Consider the following 15,802-nt stretch of genomic DNA (forward strand, 5'->3'; position numbering starts at 1 on the left):
GAACGAATATGCCGCTCGTCATCCCTTTACTGCGATCGGTCAGTCCGAGACCGAATTGCTGAGCTGATCCACGGTTATGGCCGCAGGCGCCGGGGTAGCAGCTGTCGGCAGCCCCTTGTGCTGCGAGGCCAGCGAAGCCTGCAGGATGCGGGTCGGGTTCTCGGGCGGCTCGCCGCGCTGGATCTTGTCGACGTACTGCATCCCGCCGATCACCCGGCCGAACACGGTGTACTTCCGGTCGAGCGCAAAGCGCGGATAGAACACGATGAAGAACTGGCTGTTGGCGCTGTTCGGATCGTTGGTGCGCGCCATCGAGACCGAGCCGCGCATGTGAGGCATCGAATTGAACTCGGCCTCCAGATCCGGAAGATCGGAACCGCCCTGCCCGGTGCCCGTCGGGTCGCCCGTCTGGGCCATGAAGCCATCGATCACGCGGTGGAAGATGATGCCGTTATAGAAGCCCTGCCTGGTGAGGGTCTTGATCCGCTCGACATGGTGCGGCGCCCATTGCGGCATCAGGCGAATGGCCACGCGCCCGCCATCCGACAGGTCGAGCAACAGCACATTGTCCGGATCTTGCGTCACGTCGGGATCGACAAAGGTCGGCAGCGCGGCCGGAGCCGGCGTAACGGGCTCGGCCGTCTTCTTGGCAAGTACCGGCGTGGCGGCAAGCGCAGCGCCCAGCATCAAGGCGGTAAGGGGCAAGCGAAACTTCATCGATTACTCACAGGCTGATCCGATCCATGGCATGGCGCGATAGAGCGCGGCCGCTGTCGGCACAATGAATGAATTGGGCGGGGACGGTTCTCAGTAGTCCCCCTGGAGACCGTTGGCTTCGATGCGCGCCACCACGTCCTCGCGAACGGCGGGGCTGACGAACTTCGCGATATCGCCGCCGAACATCGCGATTTCCTTCACGAGTTTGGAAGCGATCGGCTGCAGGCTGACATCGGCCATCAGGAAAACGGTCTCGATGTTCGGATTGAGCTGCTGGTTCATCCCGGCCATCTGATATTCGTATTCGAAGTCCGCGACCGCACGCAGACCGCGCAGGATCACGGAGGCACCCTGCTTCTGCGCAAACTTCATCAGCAGCGCGTTGAACCCCACGACCTCGACATTGTCGATGCCGAGCGCGGCGACTTCCCGCTCGACCATGGCCATGCGCTCTTCGGGCGTGAACAGCGGGTTCTTCGAGGGATTGGTGGTTACGCCAATGATCAGCTTGTCCACCAGCTTGGCCCCGCGCCGGATGATGTCGGCATGGCCCAGCGTGATCGGATCGAAAGTGCCGGGATAGACACCGATGCGCTCGCCACCTGCTTCCAAGCCCGCCATCAGTGATCCCTTTCCACGATATAGTGCGCCACTGCGCGCAGCAGATCGGCCTCGCGTCCATGCTGGGCGAGATGCTCGACGGCCTGTTCAACCAGCATGCGCGCCTGTTCCCGGGCCCGGTCCGCGCCCAGCAGCGAAACGAAGGTCTGCTTGCCGGCCTCGGCATCCTTGCCCACGGCCTTGCCGGCAACTTCGGCATCGCCTTCGTGGTCGATCAGATCGTCGACAATCTGGAAGGCAAGGCCGATGTCGCGCGCATAACCACGCAGGTGGGTACGCCCTTCCGGCGATACGCGGCCAAGAACTGCGCCCATTTCCACCGCGGCGCCAAGTAGCGCCCCGGTCTTGAGCTGCTGCAGCCGCGTCACGGTCTGTAAGTCGAAATCGCTGTTTTCGGCCACCAGGTCCATCATCTGGCCGCCCGCCATGCCCTGAGCACCGCTCGCATGCCCAAGCGTCTGCACCAGTTCGATGCGCGTAAAGGGATCCGCGCTCGTCGCCGGGTCGGCCAGTACCTCGAATGCGAAAGCATGGAGCGAATCGCCAGCAAGCACGGCAGTCGCCTCGTCGTAAGCAAGGTGCAGTGTCGGCTTGCCGTGGCGCATGGCGTCGTCGTCCATGCAGGGCAGATCGTCATGGATCAGCGAATAGACGTGGATCGCCTCGATCGCGACGCCCGCCCGTATCGCGGCATTGCGCTGCACCCCGTACATCTCTGCAACCGATGCCAGCAGCAGCGGCCGAAGCCGCTTGCCGCCGCCTATGGCCGCATAACGCATCGCCTCGATCAGACGGGCCCGGGCATCGGAGGGAACGGGCAGAAGAGCATCGAACATGGCGTCGACCTCCTCCGCGATGCGAACGAGCCCTTCAGCGAGGACCGCATCCTTCACGCCGGTGGCGCCCACGGCTCAGCGATCCGCTGCGTCGAACGGCTGCGTGCCGGTGGGCGCGCCGTCCGGCCCCGTCACGATCCGCTCGATCCGCGCCTGCGCGGCATCGAGCCGCTTCTGGCAATGCTGGCGCAGCTTGTCGCCCTTCTCGTAAAGTGAAATCGAATCCTCCAGGGGCACATCGCCACTTTCGAGCTGTCGCACGATGGTTTCGAGCGCGCGCAGGGCGTCCTCGAAGCTCAGGTTCTCGATCTCTTCCATCTCTCCGGCCATGGGCCATGCAATGGCGGTCTCGCCCGTCACGGTCAAGGTAGAGCCAGAGAATTCAGGGGGGCAGTGCCATGGAGGTGCCGGAGCGGGCTAGCCTAGGCGTGAGGACATGGCTAAGGGCCAAGCCATGAGCGGAATCACCCCTGACGTCGTCGAGGCGCATGGCCTCAGCCCCGAAGAATACGAGCGCGTGCTCAGTGCATTGGGCCGTGAGCCCAATCTGGTCGAGCTCGGCATCTTTTCGGTGATGTGGTCCGAGCATTGCTCTTACAAGTCGAGCCGATTCCACCTCAAGCAGCTTCCGACCGAGGCGCCGTGGGTCATTTGCGGCCCCGGCGAGAATGCGGGCGTGATCGACATCGGTGATGGCCAGGCCGCCATCTTCAAGATGGAGAGCCACAACCACCCCAGCTACATCGAGCCCTATCAGGGCGCGGCGACCGGGGTCGGCGGCATTCTGCGCGACGTCTTCACGATGGGCGCGCGTCCGGTCGCTAACATGAACGCGCTGCGTTTCGGCCGCCCGGATCATCCCAAGATGAAGCACCTCGTGCAGGGCGTCGTCTCGGGCATCGGCGGCTACGGCAACTGCGTGGGCGTGCCGACCGTGGGCGGCGAGACCAATTTCCACAAGGCCTACGACGGCAACATCCTCGTCAACGCGATGACCGTGGGCGTCGCCGATACGGACAAGATCTTCTACTGCGCGGCCACCGGCCTCGGGAACCCGATCGTCTATGTCGGCTCGAAGACCGGACGCGACGGCATCCACGGCGCCACCATGGCCTCGGCCGACTTCGACGAGAACTCGGAAGAGAAGCGCCCGACCGTGCAGGTGGGCGACCCCTTCACTGAAAAGCTGCTGATCGAGGCCTGCCTCGAATTGATGGCGACCGACGCCATTGTTGCGATTCAGGACATGGGCGCGGCGGGCCTGACGTCCTCGTCGGTCGAAATGGCCAGCAAGGGCGGCGCCGGCATCCGGCTCGACATGAACAAGGTGCCCTGCCGTGAAGAGGCAATGACGCCCTACGAAATGATGCTGAGCGAGAGCCAGGAGCGCATGCTCATGGTGCTCAAGCCCGGCAAGGAAGCCATGGCCGAAGCCATCTTCAAGAAGTGGGAACTCGACTTCGCGGTCATCGGCGAAGTGACCGACACCGGCCACATGGTGCTCGAATTCGACGGCGAGGTCGTCTGCGACATTCCGCTCGGCCCGCTGGCCGACGATGCGCCCGAATACGAGCGTCCCTATGTGACGCCCGAGGAATACAAGGCCTGGGCCGCTGTGCCCGCACTCGGCGATGTGCCCGAGAGCACCGATATCGGCGCGGACCTGCTCAAGCTGATGGGCTGCCCCGACCTCGCCTCGCGCAAGTGGATCTGGGAACAATACGACAGCCAGGTCGGCGCGGATACCATGCAGAAGTCGGGCGGCGACGCGGCCGTCGTGCGCGTTCACGGCACGCAGAAGGCGCTGGCGATCAGTACAGACTGCACGCCGCGCTATTGCTATGCCGATCCCTACGAAGGCGGCAAGCAGGCCGTCGCCGAGACCTACCGCAACATCAGCGCGGTCGGCGGTCTGCCGCTGGCGATCACCAACTGCCTCAACTTCGCCAACCCGCAGCGCCCGCAGATCATGGCGCAGATCGTCGGCTGCCTGCACGGCATGGGCGATGCCTGCCGGGCGCTGGATTACCCGATCGTGAGCGGCAACGTCTCGCTCTACAACGAATCGAAGGCGACCGGCGGCGGCTCTGCGATCCTGCCCACGCCCGCCATCGGCGGCGTCGGTATTTTGACTGATCACAGCAAGATGGCGACCATCGCGTTCAAGCAGGAAACCGACGGCATCTGGCTGGTCGGCGGCAAGGGAACGCATCTTGGCCAGTCGCTGTGGTTGCGCGAGATCGCTGGGCGAGAAGGCGGCAGTCCGCCGCCCGTCGACCTCAAGGCAGAGGCAGCGAACGGCGCAATGATCCGGAAACTGATTGCCGACGGCACCGTCAATGCTGTCCACGACATTAGCGACGGCGGCCTGCTTGTCGCGATCGCGGAAATGGCGCTCGCCGGCAATCGCGGCGCGCTCCTGGAAACCATTGCTTCTGCTGCCGAGGCCTTTGGCGAAGATCAGGCACGCTACGTCGTCACTGCTCCCAAGGGAGTGGAAATTCCGAATGCAGTCTGCATCGGGTCGGTCGGCGGTTGGGCCATCACCGAAACCCGCGATGGCGGCTTTGATGTCGACCTCTTGGCGCTGCGCGAGGCCAACGAGGCGTTCTTCAAAGACTGGATGGAAGCCTAGCCGCTCCACACCACCCGCCGCCCTTTGGGCAGTTCGCCCTGAGCGGCCGGCCTGGCGGCCAGCCGAAGGGCGGGCGGCCCCCTCCCCATTTTGCTTCGCAAAACAGGGAGGACCGGGGAAGTTAACGCTCGGTAGGCGTGGTTAGCGTATCCAGTCCTTTTCAGGGATACCGAGCAGCCGGAGCACGCTCGCCAGGTCGCCCCGGTCGATCCAGCCGTTTGACGCGGCGCGGGCCTTGGGTTTGGCGCGGTAGGCGATGCCGTATGTGGCGGCTTCCAGCATCGGGATGTCGTTGGCGCCGTCACCGGTGGCGAGGCTCGTCGCGCCCTCCCCGGCTGCGGCCATCTCTTCCAGCAGCGTGGCCTTCTTGACCGAGCTGTCGACCACCGGGCCGGCCAAGCCCCCGGTCAGCTTGCCGTCGGCCACGCCGAGACGATTGCCGACTACATGCTCGAAGCCGAGCTGTGCGGCCACCGGATCGGCGAAGTGATGGAATCCGCCGGTAACCAGCACCGTGCGGCATCCCATAGCCTTTAGCGTTTCCACCAGCACCTTCGCACCCGAGACCGGACGGATCCGCTCGGCAAGGCACTGATCGATGGCATCGGTCGAAAGCCCTTCGAGAAGCCCCACGCGTTCGCGCAGCGCCTGTTCGAAATCGAGTTCGCCCTGCATCGCACGTTCGGTGATGGCGGCAATCCGTTCCTTGATCCCGGCGAAATCGGCCAGCTCGTCGATGCACTCCTGCCCGATCATCGTCGAGTCCATGTCCGAGATGAACACGCGCGGCACGACCGGCTCTTCGGCGCAGACCAGCCCGTCGCTCGGCGCGAAGTGCGCATCGAGACCGGCGCGCAGGGCCGCGGCGTCATCGTCGGGAGAATCGATCTCCATCGTCTGTCCGCAGAAATCGAGCATGGCCGCAGAGGCAATGCGCACACCGACCTTTTCCATCTCCGCCCGGGCGGCTTCGAGATTGGTCGAAAGATGATCCGGTTCTGCTATCAGCCGGGCAATGAGCACTGCGAATTCCCTTGATACGTCTTATGATACTGCAACCGGAGGCCGGCCGCCGCTGGCGCTCATCGCAGGGCCGACCGCCAGCGGCAAGAGCGATTGTGCCGTCGCACTGGCGCAGGAACTGGGACGGCGCGGGCGCCGGGCGGTCATCGTCAATGCCGACAGTTCGCAGGTCTATGCCGACCTCACGATCCTGAGCGCACGCCCGACCGAAGAAGAGATGGACGGCATCGAGCATCGCCTCTTCGGCGCCTGGGACGGCGCCGAGGCATGCTCCGCCGCGGACTGGGCCAGAACGGCGCGCGCGACCATCGCCGATATCCACGCCGATGGCGCCGTGCCGATCCTGGTTGGCGGGACCGGCCTCTATATCCGCACCCTGCTCGACGGCATCGCCCCCGTACCGGCTATCGACGCGACAGTTCGTGACGAAGTTCGCGCGATGCCGGTCGAGAAGGCCTATGCCGCCTTGCAGACGGAGGACCCGGAGCGCGCCGCGCGGCTCGCTCCTGCCGATACGGCGCGCATTTCCCGCGCCCTCGAAGTCGTCCGCGCGACCGGGCGCCCCCTCGCCTATTGGCAGCAGCACACCACGGGCGGGATCGGCAAGTCCGTGACGCTATATCCGGCCATCCTGCTGCCGGAGCGACAAGCGCTCTATGCGCGCTGCGACCTCCGGTTTGCCCGGATGGTCGAACGCGGCGCCCTCGCCGAGGTCGAAGCCCTGCTGGCGCGGGGGCTCGATCCGGACCTTCCGGTCATGCGCGCCATCGGCGTTCCCGAACTCGCCGGAGTCGTAAGAGGCACCTGTCCGCTCGACGAAGCCATGGCGCGCGGCGCGCAGGCAACGCGCAATTACGCCAAGCGGCAATACACCTGGCTTCGCCATCAGCCCCCGGAAGAATGGCCCAGAGTTGAGTTTGAAAGTTTCGAAATTGGAAATATTACAGCAATTTTATATCGCCATTTTGGGTTGACGTAACACATACGTTTCCTTAGAGGCGCACTCACCTGCTGATGGGAAGTTATGCAGGGAGGAGAGGATGACCCGGCACGGCCCATAGTCGTGTCGGGTCGGTTTCATTGGAGCGCGAAAGCCCCCGGAAAACCTTGTTTCCGGAGGTTACCAGAGTATGGGTGCGCGCTTTCGGATGCTCCCCGATTGGCGGGTCTGGCATCGAGTCGAAAAGGAATGGGTTGTGAGTGAAGAGCGCAGCGGCGCGAACATCCTGGTCGAAAGTCTGGCCAAGCAGGGAGTCGAGTTCGTATTCGGCTATCCGGGCGGCGCCGTACTGCCGATCTACGATGCCCTCTTCGGAGAGGAGCGCATTCGCCACATTCTCGTCCGCCACGAGGCCGGCGCGGCCCATGCCGCCGAAGGTTATGCGCGTTCAACCGGCAAGCCCGGCGTCGTTCTCGTCACCTCGGGCCCGGGCGCGACCAATGCCATGACCGGCATTGCCGACGCTTTCCTCGATTCCATTCCGCTGGTGGTCATTACCGGGCAGGTCCCCACCGCCCTGATCGGGTCTGACGCGTTCCAGGAAGCCGATACGGTCGGCATCTCGCGCCACTGCACCAAGCACAATTATCTCGTGAAGGACCCGGCCGACCTCGCCGCGGTCGTTGACGAGGCGTTCCAGATCGCCACCACCGGCCGTCCCGGCCCGGTCCTGATCGACATTCCCAAGGATGTGCAGATCGCCATGGCCGCCTGGAGCGACGCGCCGCCCCAGCGCCGTCAGCGCTATGCCCCTCGCACGCAGGGTGCGAGCGAGGAGATCGAGCAGGCCGTCGAGATGATCGCGGGCGCCCGCGCACCGATCCTCTATACCGGCGGCGGCGTTATCAACTCCGGCCCGAGAGCAACGGCGTTGCTGCGCGAATTGCAGAAGAAGACCGGTGCGCCCGTCACCTCGACGCTGATGGGCCTCGGCGCGTTCCCCGCGGACAATCCCGACTGGCTCGGCATGCTCGGCATGCACGGCACCTACGAAGCCAACATGGCGATGAACCAGTCGGACCTGATCGTCTGCGTCGGCGCGCGCTTCGATGACCGCGTAACCGGCCGCCTCGACGCCTTCGCGCCCAATTCGAGGAAGATCCACATCGACATCGACCGGTCTTCGATCAACAAGACGGTTCCGGTCGACCTGCCGATCATCGGCGACTGCGCGCAGGTTCTCGAGCAGATCCTTGACGTCTGGGGCGATCGCAAGGCGCAGGACCTCACCGGCTGGAAGGGCCGCATCGACACCTGGCGCGAACGCAAGAGCCTCTCCTTCCCGGCCAATGCCGATGCGATCATGCCGCAGCTCGCGATCGAGCGCCTGTTCGAACTGACCAAGGACAAGGATCCGATCATCTCGACCGAGGTGGGTCAGCACCAGATGTGGGCCGCCCAGCACTTCCACTTCTTCAGCCCCAACAAGTGGCTGACTTCGGGCGGTCTGGGCACCATGGGCTATGGTCTGCCTGCCGCCATCGGCGCGCAGCTCGGCAATCCGGACAGCCTCGTCATCGACGTGGCTGGCGATGCCTCCATCCAGATGAACATCCAGGAGCTGGGCACCGCGACGCAATACCGCCTGCCGGTGAAGATCTTCATCCTCAACAACGAGTGGATGGGCATGGTCCGCCAGTGGCAGGAACTGACCTACGAAAGCCGCTATTCGAATTCCTATTCGGACAGCCTGCCCGACTTCGTGAAGCTGGCCGAGGCCTATGGCTGGAAGGGCATCCGCATCGCCAAGGAGAGCGAACTCGATGCCGGCATCCAGGCGATGATCGACTATCCCGGCCCGGTGATCGTCGATTGCTGCGTGCACAACGAAGCCAACTGCTTCCCGATGATCCCCTCGGGCGCGGCGCACACCGAAATGATCCTCTACGGCGACACCGTTGCCGGCACGATGGATGACGAGGCCAAGGCGCTCGTCTGAGCGCCGGGTTTCCCTAGGAACATGACTGACATGATGCATATCAAGCACGAGGCCGAAGAGCGCCACGTCCTGACTGTGACGGTCGACAACGAGGCCGGCATTCTCGCCAAGATCGCGGGCCTGTTCACCGCGCGCGGCTACAACATCGATAGCCTGACCGTGGCCGACATCACCGAGAACCACGCGGTGAGCCGGATCACCATCGTTACTCATGGCCCACCGAGCCAGATCGACCAGATCCACGCCCAGCTCGAACGGCTGGTTCCCGTACACAAGGTCGTCGACCTCACCGAATCAGGCCCTTTCGTCCAACGCGAACTGGCTCTGATCAAGGTTGCCGGCATGGGCGAAAAGCGCGTCGAGGCGCTGCGCATCGCCGATGTGTTCCGCGCCAAGCCGGTCGACACCAGTACGTCCAGCTTCATTTTCGAACTGACCGGTGCCCCCGACAAGATCGACACCTTCGTGGCGATCATGCGCGAGTTGGGCCTCGTCGAAGTCGGCCGTACCGGCGTCGTCGGCATGATCCGCGGTGCCGAGGAAGCCTGACATTTTGATTTGTGGCTTGCCCCGCTAGGGAAGCCTATCCGACCCCCGCGCCATGGCGCACCGATACAACAGGCCCGGAGAGATGGCGGGCCGCCGAAAGGACAGTACGATGAAGGTCTATTACGACGCCGATTGCGACATCAATCTGATGACGGGCAAGAAGATTGCCGTGCTCGGTTACGGCAGCCAGGGCCACGCCCACGCGCAGAACCTGCGCGACAGCGGCGTCAAGGAAGTCGCCATCGCGCTGCGTGAAGGTTCGGCCACCGCCAAGAAGGCCGAAGCCGCCGGCTTCAAGGTGCTTTCGAACGCCGAAGCCGCCAAGTGGGCCGACATCCTCATGATCCTCGCGCCCGACGAGCATCAGGCCGCGATCTACGCCGACGACCTGCACGCCAACATGAAGCCCGGCGCGGCGCTCGCCTTCGCCCACGGCCTCAACATTCACTTCGGCCTGATCGAAGCCCGCTCCGACATCGACGTGATCATGATCGCGCCGAAGGGACCGGGCCACACCGTGCGCAGCGAATACCAGCGTGGCGGCGGCGTGCCCTGCCTCGTTGCCATCGCGCAGGACACCACCGGTAATGCTCACGACATCGCTCTTGCCTACGCCTCGGGCGTCGGCGGCGGCCGTTCGGGCATCATCGAGACCAACTTCCGCGAGGAATGCGAAACCGACCTGTTCGGCGAGCAGGCGGTGCTCTGCGGCGGCGCCACCGCGCTGGTCCAGGCCGGCTTCGAAACGCTGGTGGAAGCCGGTTACGCGCCGGAAATGGCCTACTTCGAGTGCCTCCACGAGCTCAAGCTGATCGTCGACCTGATGTATGAAGGCGGCATCGCCAACATGCGCTACTCGATCTCGAACACCGCCGAATACGGCGACATCAAGACCGGCCCGCGCATCATCACCGAAGAGACCAAGAAGGAAATGAAGCGCGTTCTGGCCGACATCCAGTCGGGCCGCTTCGTGAAGGACTTCGTGATGGACAACCGCGCCGGCCAGCCCGAGTTGAAGGCTGCCCGCGGCCTCGCCAAGCGTCACCCGATCGAGGAAACCGGTGCCAAGCTGCGCGCGATGATGCCCTGGATCGGCGCCAACGCCCTGGTCGACAAGACCAAGAACTGATCTGCACCGGACCGGACCCTTTCCGGTCCCGCATGTTTGGAACAATCTCCCGGACTTGCCGTTGCTTTTGCAATGTCAGGTTCGGGAGTTCGTTTTTTATGAGAGGTTTACTTGCTGCAGCCTGCGCGCTGCCTTCGGCTGGCGCATTCGCCATTGCCTTCACCGTAAGCGCGCCGCTGCCGGCCAAGGAAGCGGAAGCCAAAGTGGCCACCTCGCTGGCGGCAACTGCCGCGCCGGAACGGCTAACATCCCATGACATGGAAGACACCAAGCTCGAAACGGCATCGCTGCGATCCACGACAGAGTGAATATGATGCTGGGTCTCGCAGTCGCGGTGCGATAAGGATGCGAGACAAGGCAACCGAAAGGACTTCGCTGTGAAGAGACGCCTTCCTCTCATGCCCGCAGTAGCCGGTACCGCCCTCATGGCCCTCGCGGCATGCACGACAGTCGGTGGCGAAAAACCGGCGACCATGCCTCCCGCGCCGGACCTGAAACCCATCTGCGGTGCGGACATGCTCGGTTCCTATGTCGGACAGCCTGCCAGCGATTCCACGATCGCCTCCATTCGCGAATGGCGCGGGGACAATCCGGTTCGCGTCATCCGCCCCGGTACCGTCGTGACGATGGACTACCGCCCGCAGCGGCTGAATATCGACGTCGACGAAAGCGGCACGATCACCGGGTTCCGCTGCACCTGATCAGCGCATCAGCGCGAAGCACTTGCGCACTTCCTCGACGAAAATCTGCGGCTGCTCCCATGCCGCGAAGTGCCCTCCGCGCGGAGCGTCGTTCCAGTAGACGAGGTTCTGCAGGATGCGTTCGGCCCATTTGCGCGGGGCCTTGGTGATCTCGCGCGGAAAGGTGGAGACGCCTGCCGGCAACATCACCGGTCCCGATTTCCCGATCGCGCCGAAGCTTTCCCAATAGAGCCGCGCTGCCGATGCGCCGTTGGCCGGCAGCCAGTAGAGCATCACATTGTCGAGGATCGCATCCATCGACAGCGCATCGAGCGGCGAGCCCTTGTTGTCGGTCCACGACCACATCTTCTCGTAGATCCAGCCCGCCAGCGCGACAGGGCTGTCGACCAGGGCATAGCCAATGGTCTGCGGCCGCGTGGACTGGATCGCAGAATAGCCGGAATCGAATGTCTTGTACTTCTCACCAGCAACCTTCGCCGCTTCCACTTCAGCACTCGGTTCGGCGTAATCCTCACGCGTCGGGCGCGCGACGGGCATGTTGGTGTGGATGCCGGCCAGGCCCTCGGGCGCCTGTCCGCCCATGGTTGTCGTGATGATCGCGCCCCAGTCCCCGCCCTGCGCGAACCAGCGGGTATAGCCGAGCCGGCGCATAAGTTCCGCCCACACCCGCCCGATCTTCTCCACGCCCCACCCGTTTGCCGGAGGCTTGCCGGAAAAGCCGTAGCCGGGAAGCGACGGCACCACGACATGGAAGGCCTCCTCGGCCTTGCCGCCATGCGCGACTGGATCGGTCAGCGGCCCGATCACTTCCATGAACTCGATAACCGAACCCGGCCAACCGTGTGTAAGGATTAGCGGTACGGCTTCGACATGCGGCGAGCGGACGTGGAGGAAGTGGATATCGAGCCCGTCGATTTCCGTGAGATACTGCCCGAACCCATTGAGCCGCGCCTCGCAACGACGCCAGTCGTAGTCATCCATCCAATAGGCGACGAGCGCTTTGAGAGCTTCGAGCGGCGTACCCTGCGACCAGTCGTCGACGGTCTCCGCTTCGGGCCAGCGCGTCATGGCGATGCGGCGCTTGAGGTCCTCGATCTGCGTGTCGGGAATGGCGAGCGTCAGGGGGCGAATGTCAGTCATTGTACGAAGCCTAGGCGCGCGGTGATCGCGTCGGCAAGGCCATGGCCGCGGCAGGCTCGCGCATTTGCCGCCCCGGCCAAAACCGCGATATCGCGTCGGACCGGCGGCGTTCCCCCTTTACAGGACGCCAGTCAGTGCCCATAGGCACATGCATGACACTCCGTCTCGGCCTTCTCCTGCGACTTACCCGCCCTTGGGCGTGAGGTGACGCGTTGCTCCTGCGGCGCGCTCGGCGCCCAAGGGGACCCAAGTAACGATGCCCGAATCCAACGGGCTCAGTAGAAGACGAATTCCCGAGCGAGACACACCAATGACCATGCTGAAAGACCCCTCGGTCAAGTACAGACCGTTCCCGCAAATCGACTTGCCGAACCGCCAATGGCCTTCGCAGGTCATAACCAAGGCCCCGCGCTGGCTCTCCACCGATCTGCGCGACGGCAACCAGGCGCTGATCGACCCGATGGGTGCGGAGAAGAAAAAGCGCTTCTTCGACCTGCTGGTGAATGTCGGCCTCAAGGAAATCGAAGTCGGTTTCCCGAGCGCCGGCGCGACCGAGTTCGATTTCATCCGCGGGCTGGTCGATTCCGGCAACATTCCCGAAGACGTGCTGGTGCAGGTGCTGACGCAGTCGCGGCAGGACCTGATCGAAAAGTCGTTCGAGAGCCTGGCCGGCGTGCATGCCGCCATCGTCCATGTCTACAACGCTGTTTCGCCGCTGTGGCGCAATGTCGTGTTCGGCATGGAGCAGTCGGAAATCCGGGGCATTGCCGAGAACGGCGCCAAGATCATCCGCGACCAGATCGCGAAGTACCCGCAGACCAAGTGGCACGTGGAATACTCGCCCGAGACGTTCTCCACCGCCGAACTCGATTTCTCGATCGAGTGCTGCGAAGCGGTGATGAACGTGCTGCAGCCGACGCCGGAAGACCCGATCATCCTGAACCTGCCGGCGACAGTCGAGGCGGCAACGCCCAACATCTACGCCGACCAGATTGAGTATTTTTGCCGAAACCTGCCCAACCGCGAGAGTGCGGTGATCAGCCTGCACACGCATAACGACCGGGGTACCGGCGTTGCCGCGGCGGAACTGGGCCTGATGGCCGGCGCCGACCGCGTGGAAGGCTGCCTGTTCGGCAACGGCGAGCGCACCGGCAACTGCTGCCTGGTTACAGTCGCTCTCAACATGTACACACAAGGCGTTGATCCGAAACTGGATTTTTCGGACATCGACGAAGTCATCCAGACCGTTGAGTACTGCAACCAGCTCAAGGTGCCCGAGCGCCATCCCTATGGCGGCGAACTGGTCTTTACGGCCTTTTCCGGCAGCCATCAGGATGCGATCAAGAAGGGCTTCACCGCGCAGGAAACACGCAACGACCAGCTCTGGTCGGTGCCCTACCTGCCGATCGACCCCGCCGATCTGGGCCGCAACTACGAAGCGGTGATCCGGGTCAACTCGCAGTCGGGCAAGGGCGGTTTTGCCTGGGTCATCGAGCAGGATCAGGGCCTCAAGCTGCCCAAGCGCATGCAGGCGCACTTCTCCAAGCACGTGCAGAACCTGGCCGACGAACTCGGCCGCGAACTGCAGGCGAGCGACATCTGGGAAGTCTTCCGCAAGGCCTACCGCCTCGACGAACCGCAGCACTACCAGTTGATCGACTGGGAGGAAGCCAAGAGCGCCGATGGCACCCGCGTCTTCGCCGGCAAGATCGGCGTTGATGGTCAGGAGAAGACCGTTTCCGGCAAAGGCAATGGCCTGATCTCCTCGGTTGTCGCCACGCTCAAGGACAGCTTCGGCGTCGAGCTGGAAGTGCGCGACTATGCGGAGCACTCAATGGGCAAAAGCTCGGACGCGCGCGCAGCCGCCTATGTCGAATGCGCCCTGCCCGATGGCCGCACGATCTGGGGCGTGGGTATCGACGAAGACGTCGCCACGGCGAGCGTTCGCGCTGTGCTGAGCGCGGCCAACGCCGCCACGGCCTGAGGCAGCTCATCAACGTATAGCGAAGGGCTCGGACCAAATGTCCGAGCCCTTTTCGTTTACGAACGTGCCGATCAGATCGAGCAGGGCATCGCTGTCTGCCTGAGGCGGCGCGCTGATCAGGCTCCTGCACTGACGCGCAAAAGAAAGGGCGCCACGTGGGCGCCCTTTCCGTTCGCTTGGGTTCGACGGATGATCAGTCCGGTTTCTTGGGCAACTCGATCTCGGCCACACCGACGCACATCTTCACGCCCTTCTGGTTCTGCATGAGGTGCTTGACCTGCACGAGGTGACGGCCCTCCTCGTCCACCATCTTGTCGACCACTTCGGCGGTCTGGATGGTGATGTCGCCCGAAAGCGCCGGGCCGCGGTAGTTGGCGGTGGAGTGGACGACCATGCCGTACTCGCCCGCCCAGCCGGAGAGGTAATCGGTCACCCAGGCACCCATCGACGCACCGTAGCCATACGCGCGCGGCATGCCGATCTTGCGGGCATATTTGGGGAACAGGTGGCCGCGCGACGGGCCGTAATAGGCGCCATCGGTCAGTTCGGGGTTGATACGTTCCATCACCGGATCGTTCTCATGCCCGGCCATTTCCTTGGTGAAGCCGAGCGCCTCGAGGTCGATGGTGCGGCGATCGAGCGTGCCCCAGATCGTGAAGAGGTACGAACGCCACTCGGTCGTGAAGCTGGCAACGGTGTGCGGACCAAACACGCGCTCGGGCAGCTGGTCGCCGACGTTGACGTCATCCCACCAGCGTTCCTTGTGGCCGAGTTCGTGGAGCATCTGGATCCACTGGAACTTGCGCTCCTCCAGCTTCTCGATCTCCTCGTCGGTCCATTCCGGTTCCTCGAACTCGGACGTATCGACGCGCTCGCCGCCTGCGGCCGCGCGGTAGCGGATCGCGGTGGAGCGCTGCTTGGTGATCAGTTCGCCGTGCTGGTTGCGGTAGTAGTTGTCGCCCCGCTGGAAGCAGGTCGGGCCGAACCCGGTTTCCTTGATCGTGTAATCGTATGGAATGCGTTCGTTGGTGATCGTGTCCCCACCGAACACGCGCGGGCCGTAGTGCCAGAACTCGTCACCGCCGAAGAGCAGGTGCGATTCCTTGATACCGCCCATGCAGGACGACGACGTGCCGTGGCTGTCGTCCATCACGATGGGGAAGCTCTGCGGTGCCACCAGCTTGCCCCAGCGGCTTTCGGCGGCATAGGCCGGGTCGTAGTGAACCAGGTTGGGATAGTGCATCGCCTGCACCCAGCGGCGGATATCGTTGTTGCCCAGCGGCTCGCGCAGCGGCGAGGAATCGATGACCGTCCCAAGGTACTGATCGATGTCCGAGCAATCGAACGGAATTTCGGAAGCCTGGTCTGACATGGCTAAATCCTCTCAAGCGGCCTGCGGGGCAGGCACTGTACTAATCGACAGTGCTGCCTATTACATGATGAGAAACCGAGGTCACGCCCCTTTCTGACAGGATGCGAACCGCCAACGCCGGAGCGTTGCCCCTCGACAGGCGAGCGATGCAACGAT

15 protein-coding genes are annotated in these 15,802 nt (G+C 63.8%); 8 read left to right on the plus strand and 7 right to left on the minus strand.

Annotated elements, in window-relative coordinates; all coding sequences use genetic code 11:
• Nucleotides 1-39: 39 nt before the first annotated feature.
• From IEX64_RS05865 to IEX64_RS05880, 4 genes are all read right to left on the minus strand, one after another.
• A complete protein-coding gene (locus tag IEX64_RS05865; protein WP_188818740.1) occupies nucleotides 40-717 on the minus strand; it encodes a peptidylprolyl isomerase in 678 nt (225 codons plus the stop codon).
• 90 nt (nucleotides 718-807) lie between these two features.
• Nucleotides 808-1,338, minus strand: a complete 531-nt coding sequence (coaD, locus tag IEX64_RS05870; protein WP_188818741.1) for a pantetheine-phosphate adenylyltransferase — start codon at nucleotides 1,336-1,338, stop codon at nucleotides 808-810.
• On the minus strand, nucleotides 1,338-2,246 hold the full coding sequence (locus tag IEX64_RS05875) for a polyprenyl synthetase family protein (protein ID WP_188818742.1): 909 nt from the start codon (nucleotides 2,244-2,246) through the stop codon (nucleotides 1,338-1,340). The genes coaD and IEX64_RS05875 overlap by 1 nt, the downstream gene beginning before the upstream one ends.
• Nucleotides 2,247-2,249: 3 nt before the next feature.
• Nucleotides 2,250-2,504, minus strand: a complete 255-nt coding sequence (locus tag IEX64_RS05880; protein ID WP_188818782.1) for an exodeoxyribonuclease VII small subunit — start codon at nucleotides 2,502-2,504, stop codon at nucleotides 2,250-2,252.
• Between the two features lie 124 nt (nucleotides 2,505-2,628).
• Between IEX64_RS05880 and purL the strand changes: the two genes are divergently transcribed.
• Nucleotides 2,629-4,809, plus strand: coding sequence for a phosphoribosylformylglycinamidine synthase subunit PurL (gene purL / locus IEX64_RS05885; RefSeq protein WP_188818783.1), 2,181 nt, complete (start codon nucleotides 2,629-2,631; stop codon nucleotides 4,807-4,809).
• A gap of 141 nt (nucleotides 4,810-4,950) precedes the next feature.
• On the opposite strand, the gene serB is transcribed toward purL, so the two are convergent.
• A complete protein-coding gene (gene serB, locus IEX64_RS05890; protein WP_229710091.1) occupies nucleotides 4,951-5,832 on the minus strand; it encodes a phosphoserine phosphatase SerB in 882 nt (293 codons plus the stop codon).
• Between serB and miaA the strand changes: the two genes are divergently transcribed.
• The 6 genes from miaA to IEX64_RS05920 all read left to right on the plus strand — a co-directional run bounded on the left by miaA (nucleotide 5,825) and on the right by IEX64_RS05920 (nucleotide 11,150).
• Nucleotides 5,825-6,811 (plus strand): tRNA (adenosine(37)-N6)-dimethylallyltransferase MiaA, encoded by a 987-nt coding sequence (gene miaA, locus IEX64_RS05895; protein WP_188818743.1) that lies wholly within the window; start codon nucleotides 5,825-5,827, stop codon nucleotides 6,809-6,811. The genes serB and miaA overlap by 8 nt on opposite strands.
• Nucleotides 6,812-7,028: 217 nt before the next feature.
• Nucleotides 7,029-8,771, plus strand: coding sequence for a biosynthetic-type acetolactate synthase large subunit (gene ilvB, locus IEX64_RS05900; RefSeq protein ID WP_188818744.1), 1,743 nt, complete (start codon nucleotides 7,029-7,031; stop codon nucleotides 8,769-8,771).
• 30 nt (nucleotides 8,772-8,801) lie between these two features.
• Nucleotides 8,802-9,320: an acetolactate synthase small subunit gene (gene ilvN, locus IEX64_RS05905; protein ID WP_188818745.1), complete on the plus strand. Its 519-nt coding sequence runs from the start codon at nucleotides 8,802-8,804 to the stop codon at nucleotides 9,318-9,320.
• Nucleotides 9,321-9,429: 109 nt separating this feature from the next.
• Nucleotides 9,430-10,449 carry a ketol-acid reductoisomerase gene (gene ilvC / locus IEX64_RS05910; RefSeq protein ID WP_188818746.1) on the plus strand — a complete coding sequence of 340 codons (1,020 nt, stop codon included), beginning with the start codon at nucleotides 9,430-9,432 and terminating at the stop codon, nucleotides 10,447-10,449.
• Nucleotides 10,450-10,547: 98 nt separating this feature from the next.
• Nucleotides 10,548-10,757 (plus strand): hypothetical protein, encoded by a 210-nt coding sequence (locus IEX64_RS05915; protein ID WP_188818787.1) that lies wholly within the window; start codon nucleotides 10,548-10,550, stop codon nucleotides 10,755-10,757.
• Between the two features lie 90 nt (nucleotides 10,758-10,847).
• Nucleotides 10,848-11,150 carry an I78 family peptidase inhibitor gene (locus tag IEX64_RS05920; protein WP_188818747.1) on the plus strand — a complete coding sequence of 101 codons (303 nt, stop codon included), beginning with the start codon at nucleotides 10,848-10,850 and terminating at the stop codon, nucleotides 11,148-11,150.
• On the opposite strand, the gene IEX64_RS05925 is transcribed toward IEX64_RS05920, so the two are convergent.
• On the minus strand, nucleotides 11,151-12,290 hold the full coding sequence (locus IEX64_RS05925; RefSeq protein ID WP_188818748.1) for an epoxide hydrolase family protein: 1,140 nt from the start codon (nucleotides 12,288-12,290) through the stop codon (nucleotides 11,151-11,153).
• A 310-nt stretch (nucleotides 12,291-12,600) separates the two neighbouring features.
• Here IEX64_RS05925 and leuA point away from each other — a divergent pair, with 310 nt between their 5' ends.
• Complete coding sequence (gene leuA / locus IEX64_RS05930) at nucleotides 12,601-14,274, plus strand: 2-isopropylmalate synthase (RefSeq protein WP_188818749.1); 1,674 nt, start codon at nucleotides 12,601-12,603, stop codon at nucleotides 14,272-14,274.
• Nucleotides 14,275-14,467: 193 nt separating this feature from the next.
• On the opposite strand, the gene IEX64_RS05935 is transcribed toward leuA, so the two are convergent.
• Entirely contained in the window at nucleotides 14,468-15,646 is a 1,179-nt protein-coding gene (locus IEX64_RS05935) for an FAS1-like dehydratase domain-containing protein (protein WP_188818750.1), read from the minus strand.
• Nucleotides 15,647-15,802: the final 156 nt, after the last annotated feature.

The organism is Novosphingobium indicum, from assembly GCF_014645195.1.
In the GTDB taxonomy this organism is placed as follows: Bacteria; Pseudomonadota; Alphaproteobacteria; order Sphingomonadales; family Sphingomonadaceae; genus Novosphingobium; species Novosphingobium indicum.

Bases quoted from the DNA above. Each gene is read 5' to 3' on its own strand.
- IEX64_RS05865 (WP_188818740.1), bottom strand. From the start codon at position 717: ATGAAGTTTCGCTTGCCCCTTACCGCCTTGATGCTGGGCGCTGCGCTT.
- coaD (WP_188818741.1), bottom strand. From the start codon at position 1,338: ATGGCGGGCTTGGAAGCAGGTGGCGAGCGCATCGGTGTCTATCCCGGC.
- IEX64_RS05880 (WP_188818782.1), bottom strand. From the start codon at position 2,504: ATGGCCGGAGAGATGGAAGAGATCGAGAACCTGAGCTTCGAGGACGCC.
- purL (WP_188818783.1), top strand. From the start codon at position 2,629: ATGAGCGGAATCACCCCTGACGTCGTCGAGGCGCATGGCCTCAGCCCC.
- miaA (WP_188818743.1), top strand. From the start codon at position 5,825: ATGAGCACTGCGAATTCCCTTGATACGTCTTATGATACTGCAACCGGA.
- ilvN (WP_188818745.1), top strand. From the start codon at position 8,802: ATGATGCATATCAAGCACGAGGCCGAAGAGCGCCACGTCCTGACTGTG.
- ilvC (WP_188818746.1), top strand. From the start codon at position 9,430: ATGAAGGTCTATTACGACGCCGATTGCGACATCAATCTGATGACGGGC.
- IEX64_RS05915 (WP_188818787.1), top strand. From the start codon at position 10,548: ATGAGAGGTTTACTTGCTGCAGCCTGCGCGCTGCCTTCGGCTGGCGCA.
- IEX64_RS05920 (WP_188818747.1), top strand. From the start codon at position 10,848: ATGCCCGCAGTAGCCGGTACCGCCCTCATGGCCCTCGCGGCATGCACG.
- IEX64_RS05925 (WP_188818748.1), bottom strand. From the start codon at position 12,290: ATGACTGACATTCGCCCCCTGACGCTCGCCATTCCCGACACGCAGATC.
- leuA (WP_188818749.1), top strand. From the start codon at position 12,601: ATGACCATGCTGAAAGACCCCTCGGTCAAGTACAGACCGTTCCCGCAA.
- IEX64_RS05935 (WP_188818750.1), bottom strand. From the start codon at position 15,646: ATGTCAGACCAGGCTTCCGAAATTCCGTTCGATTGCTCGGACATCGAT.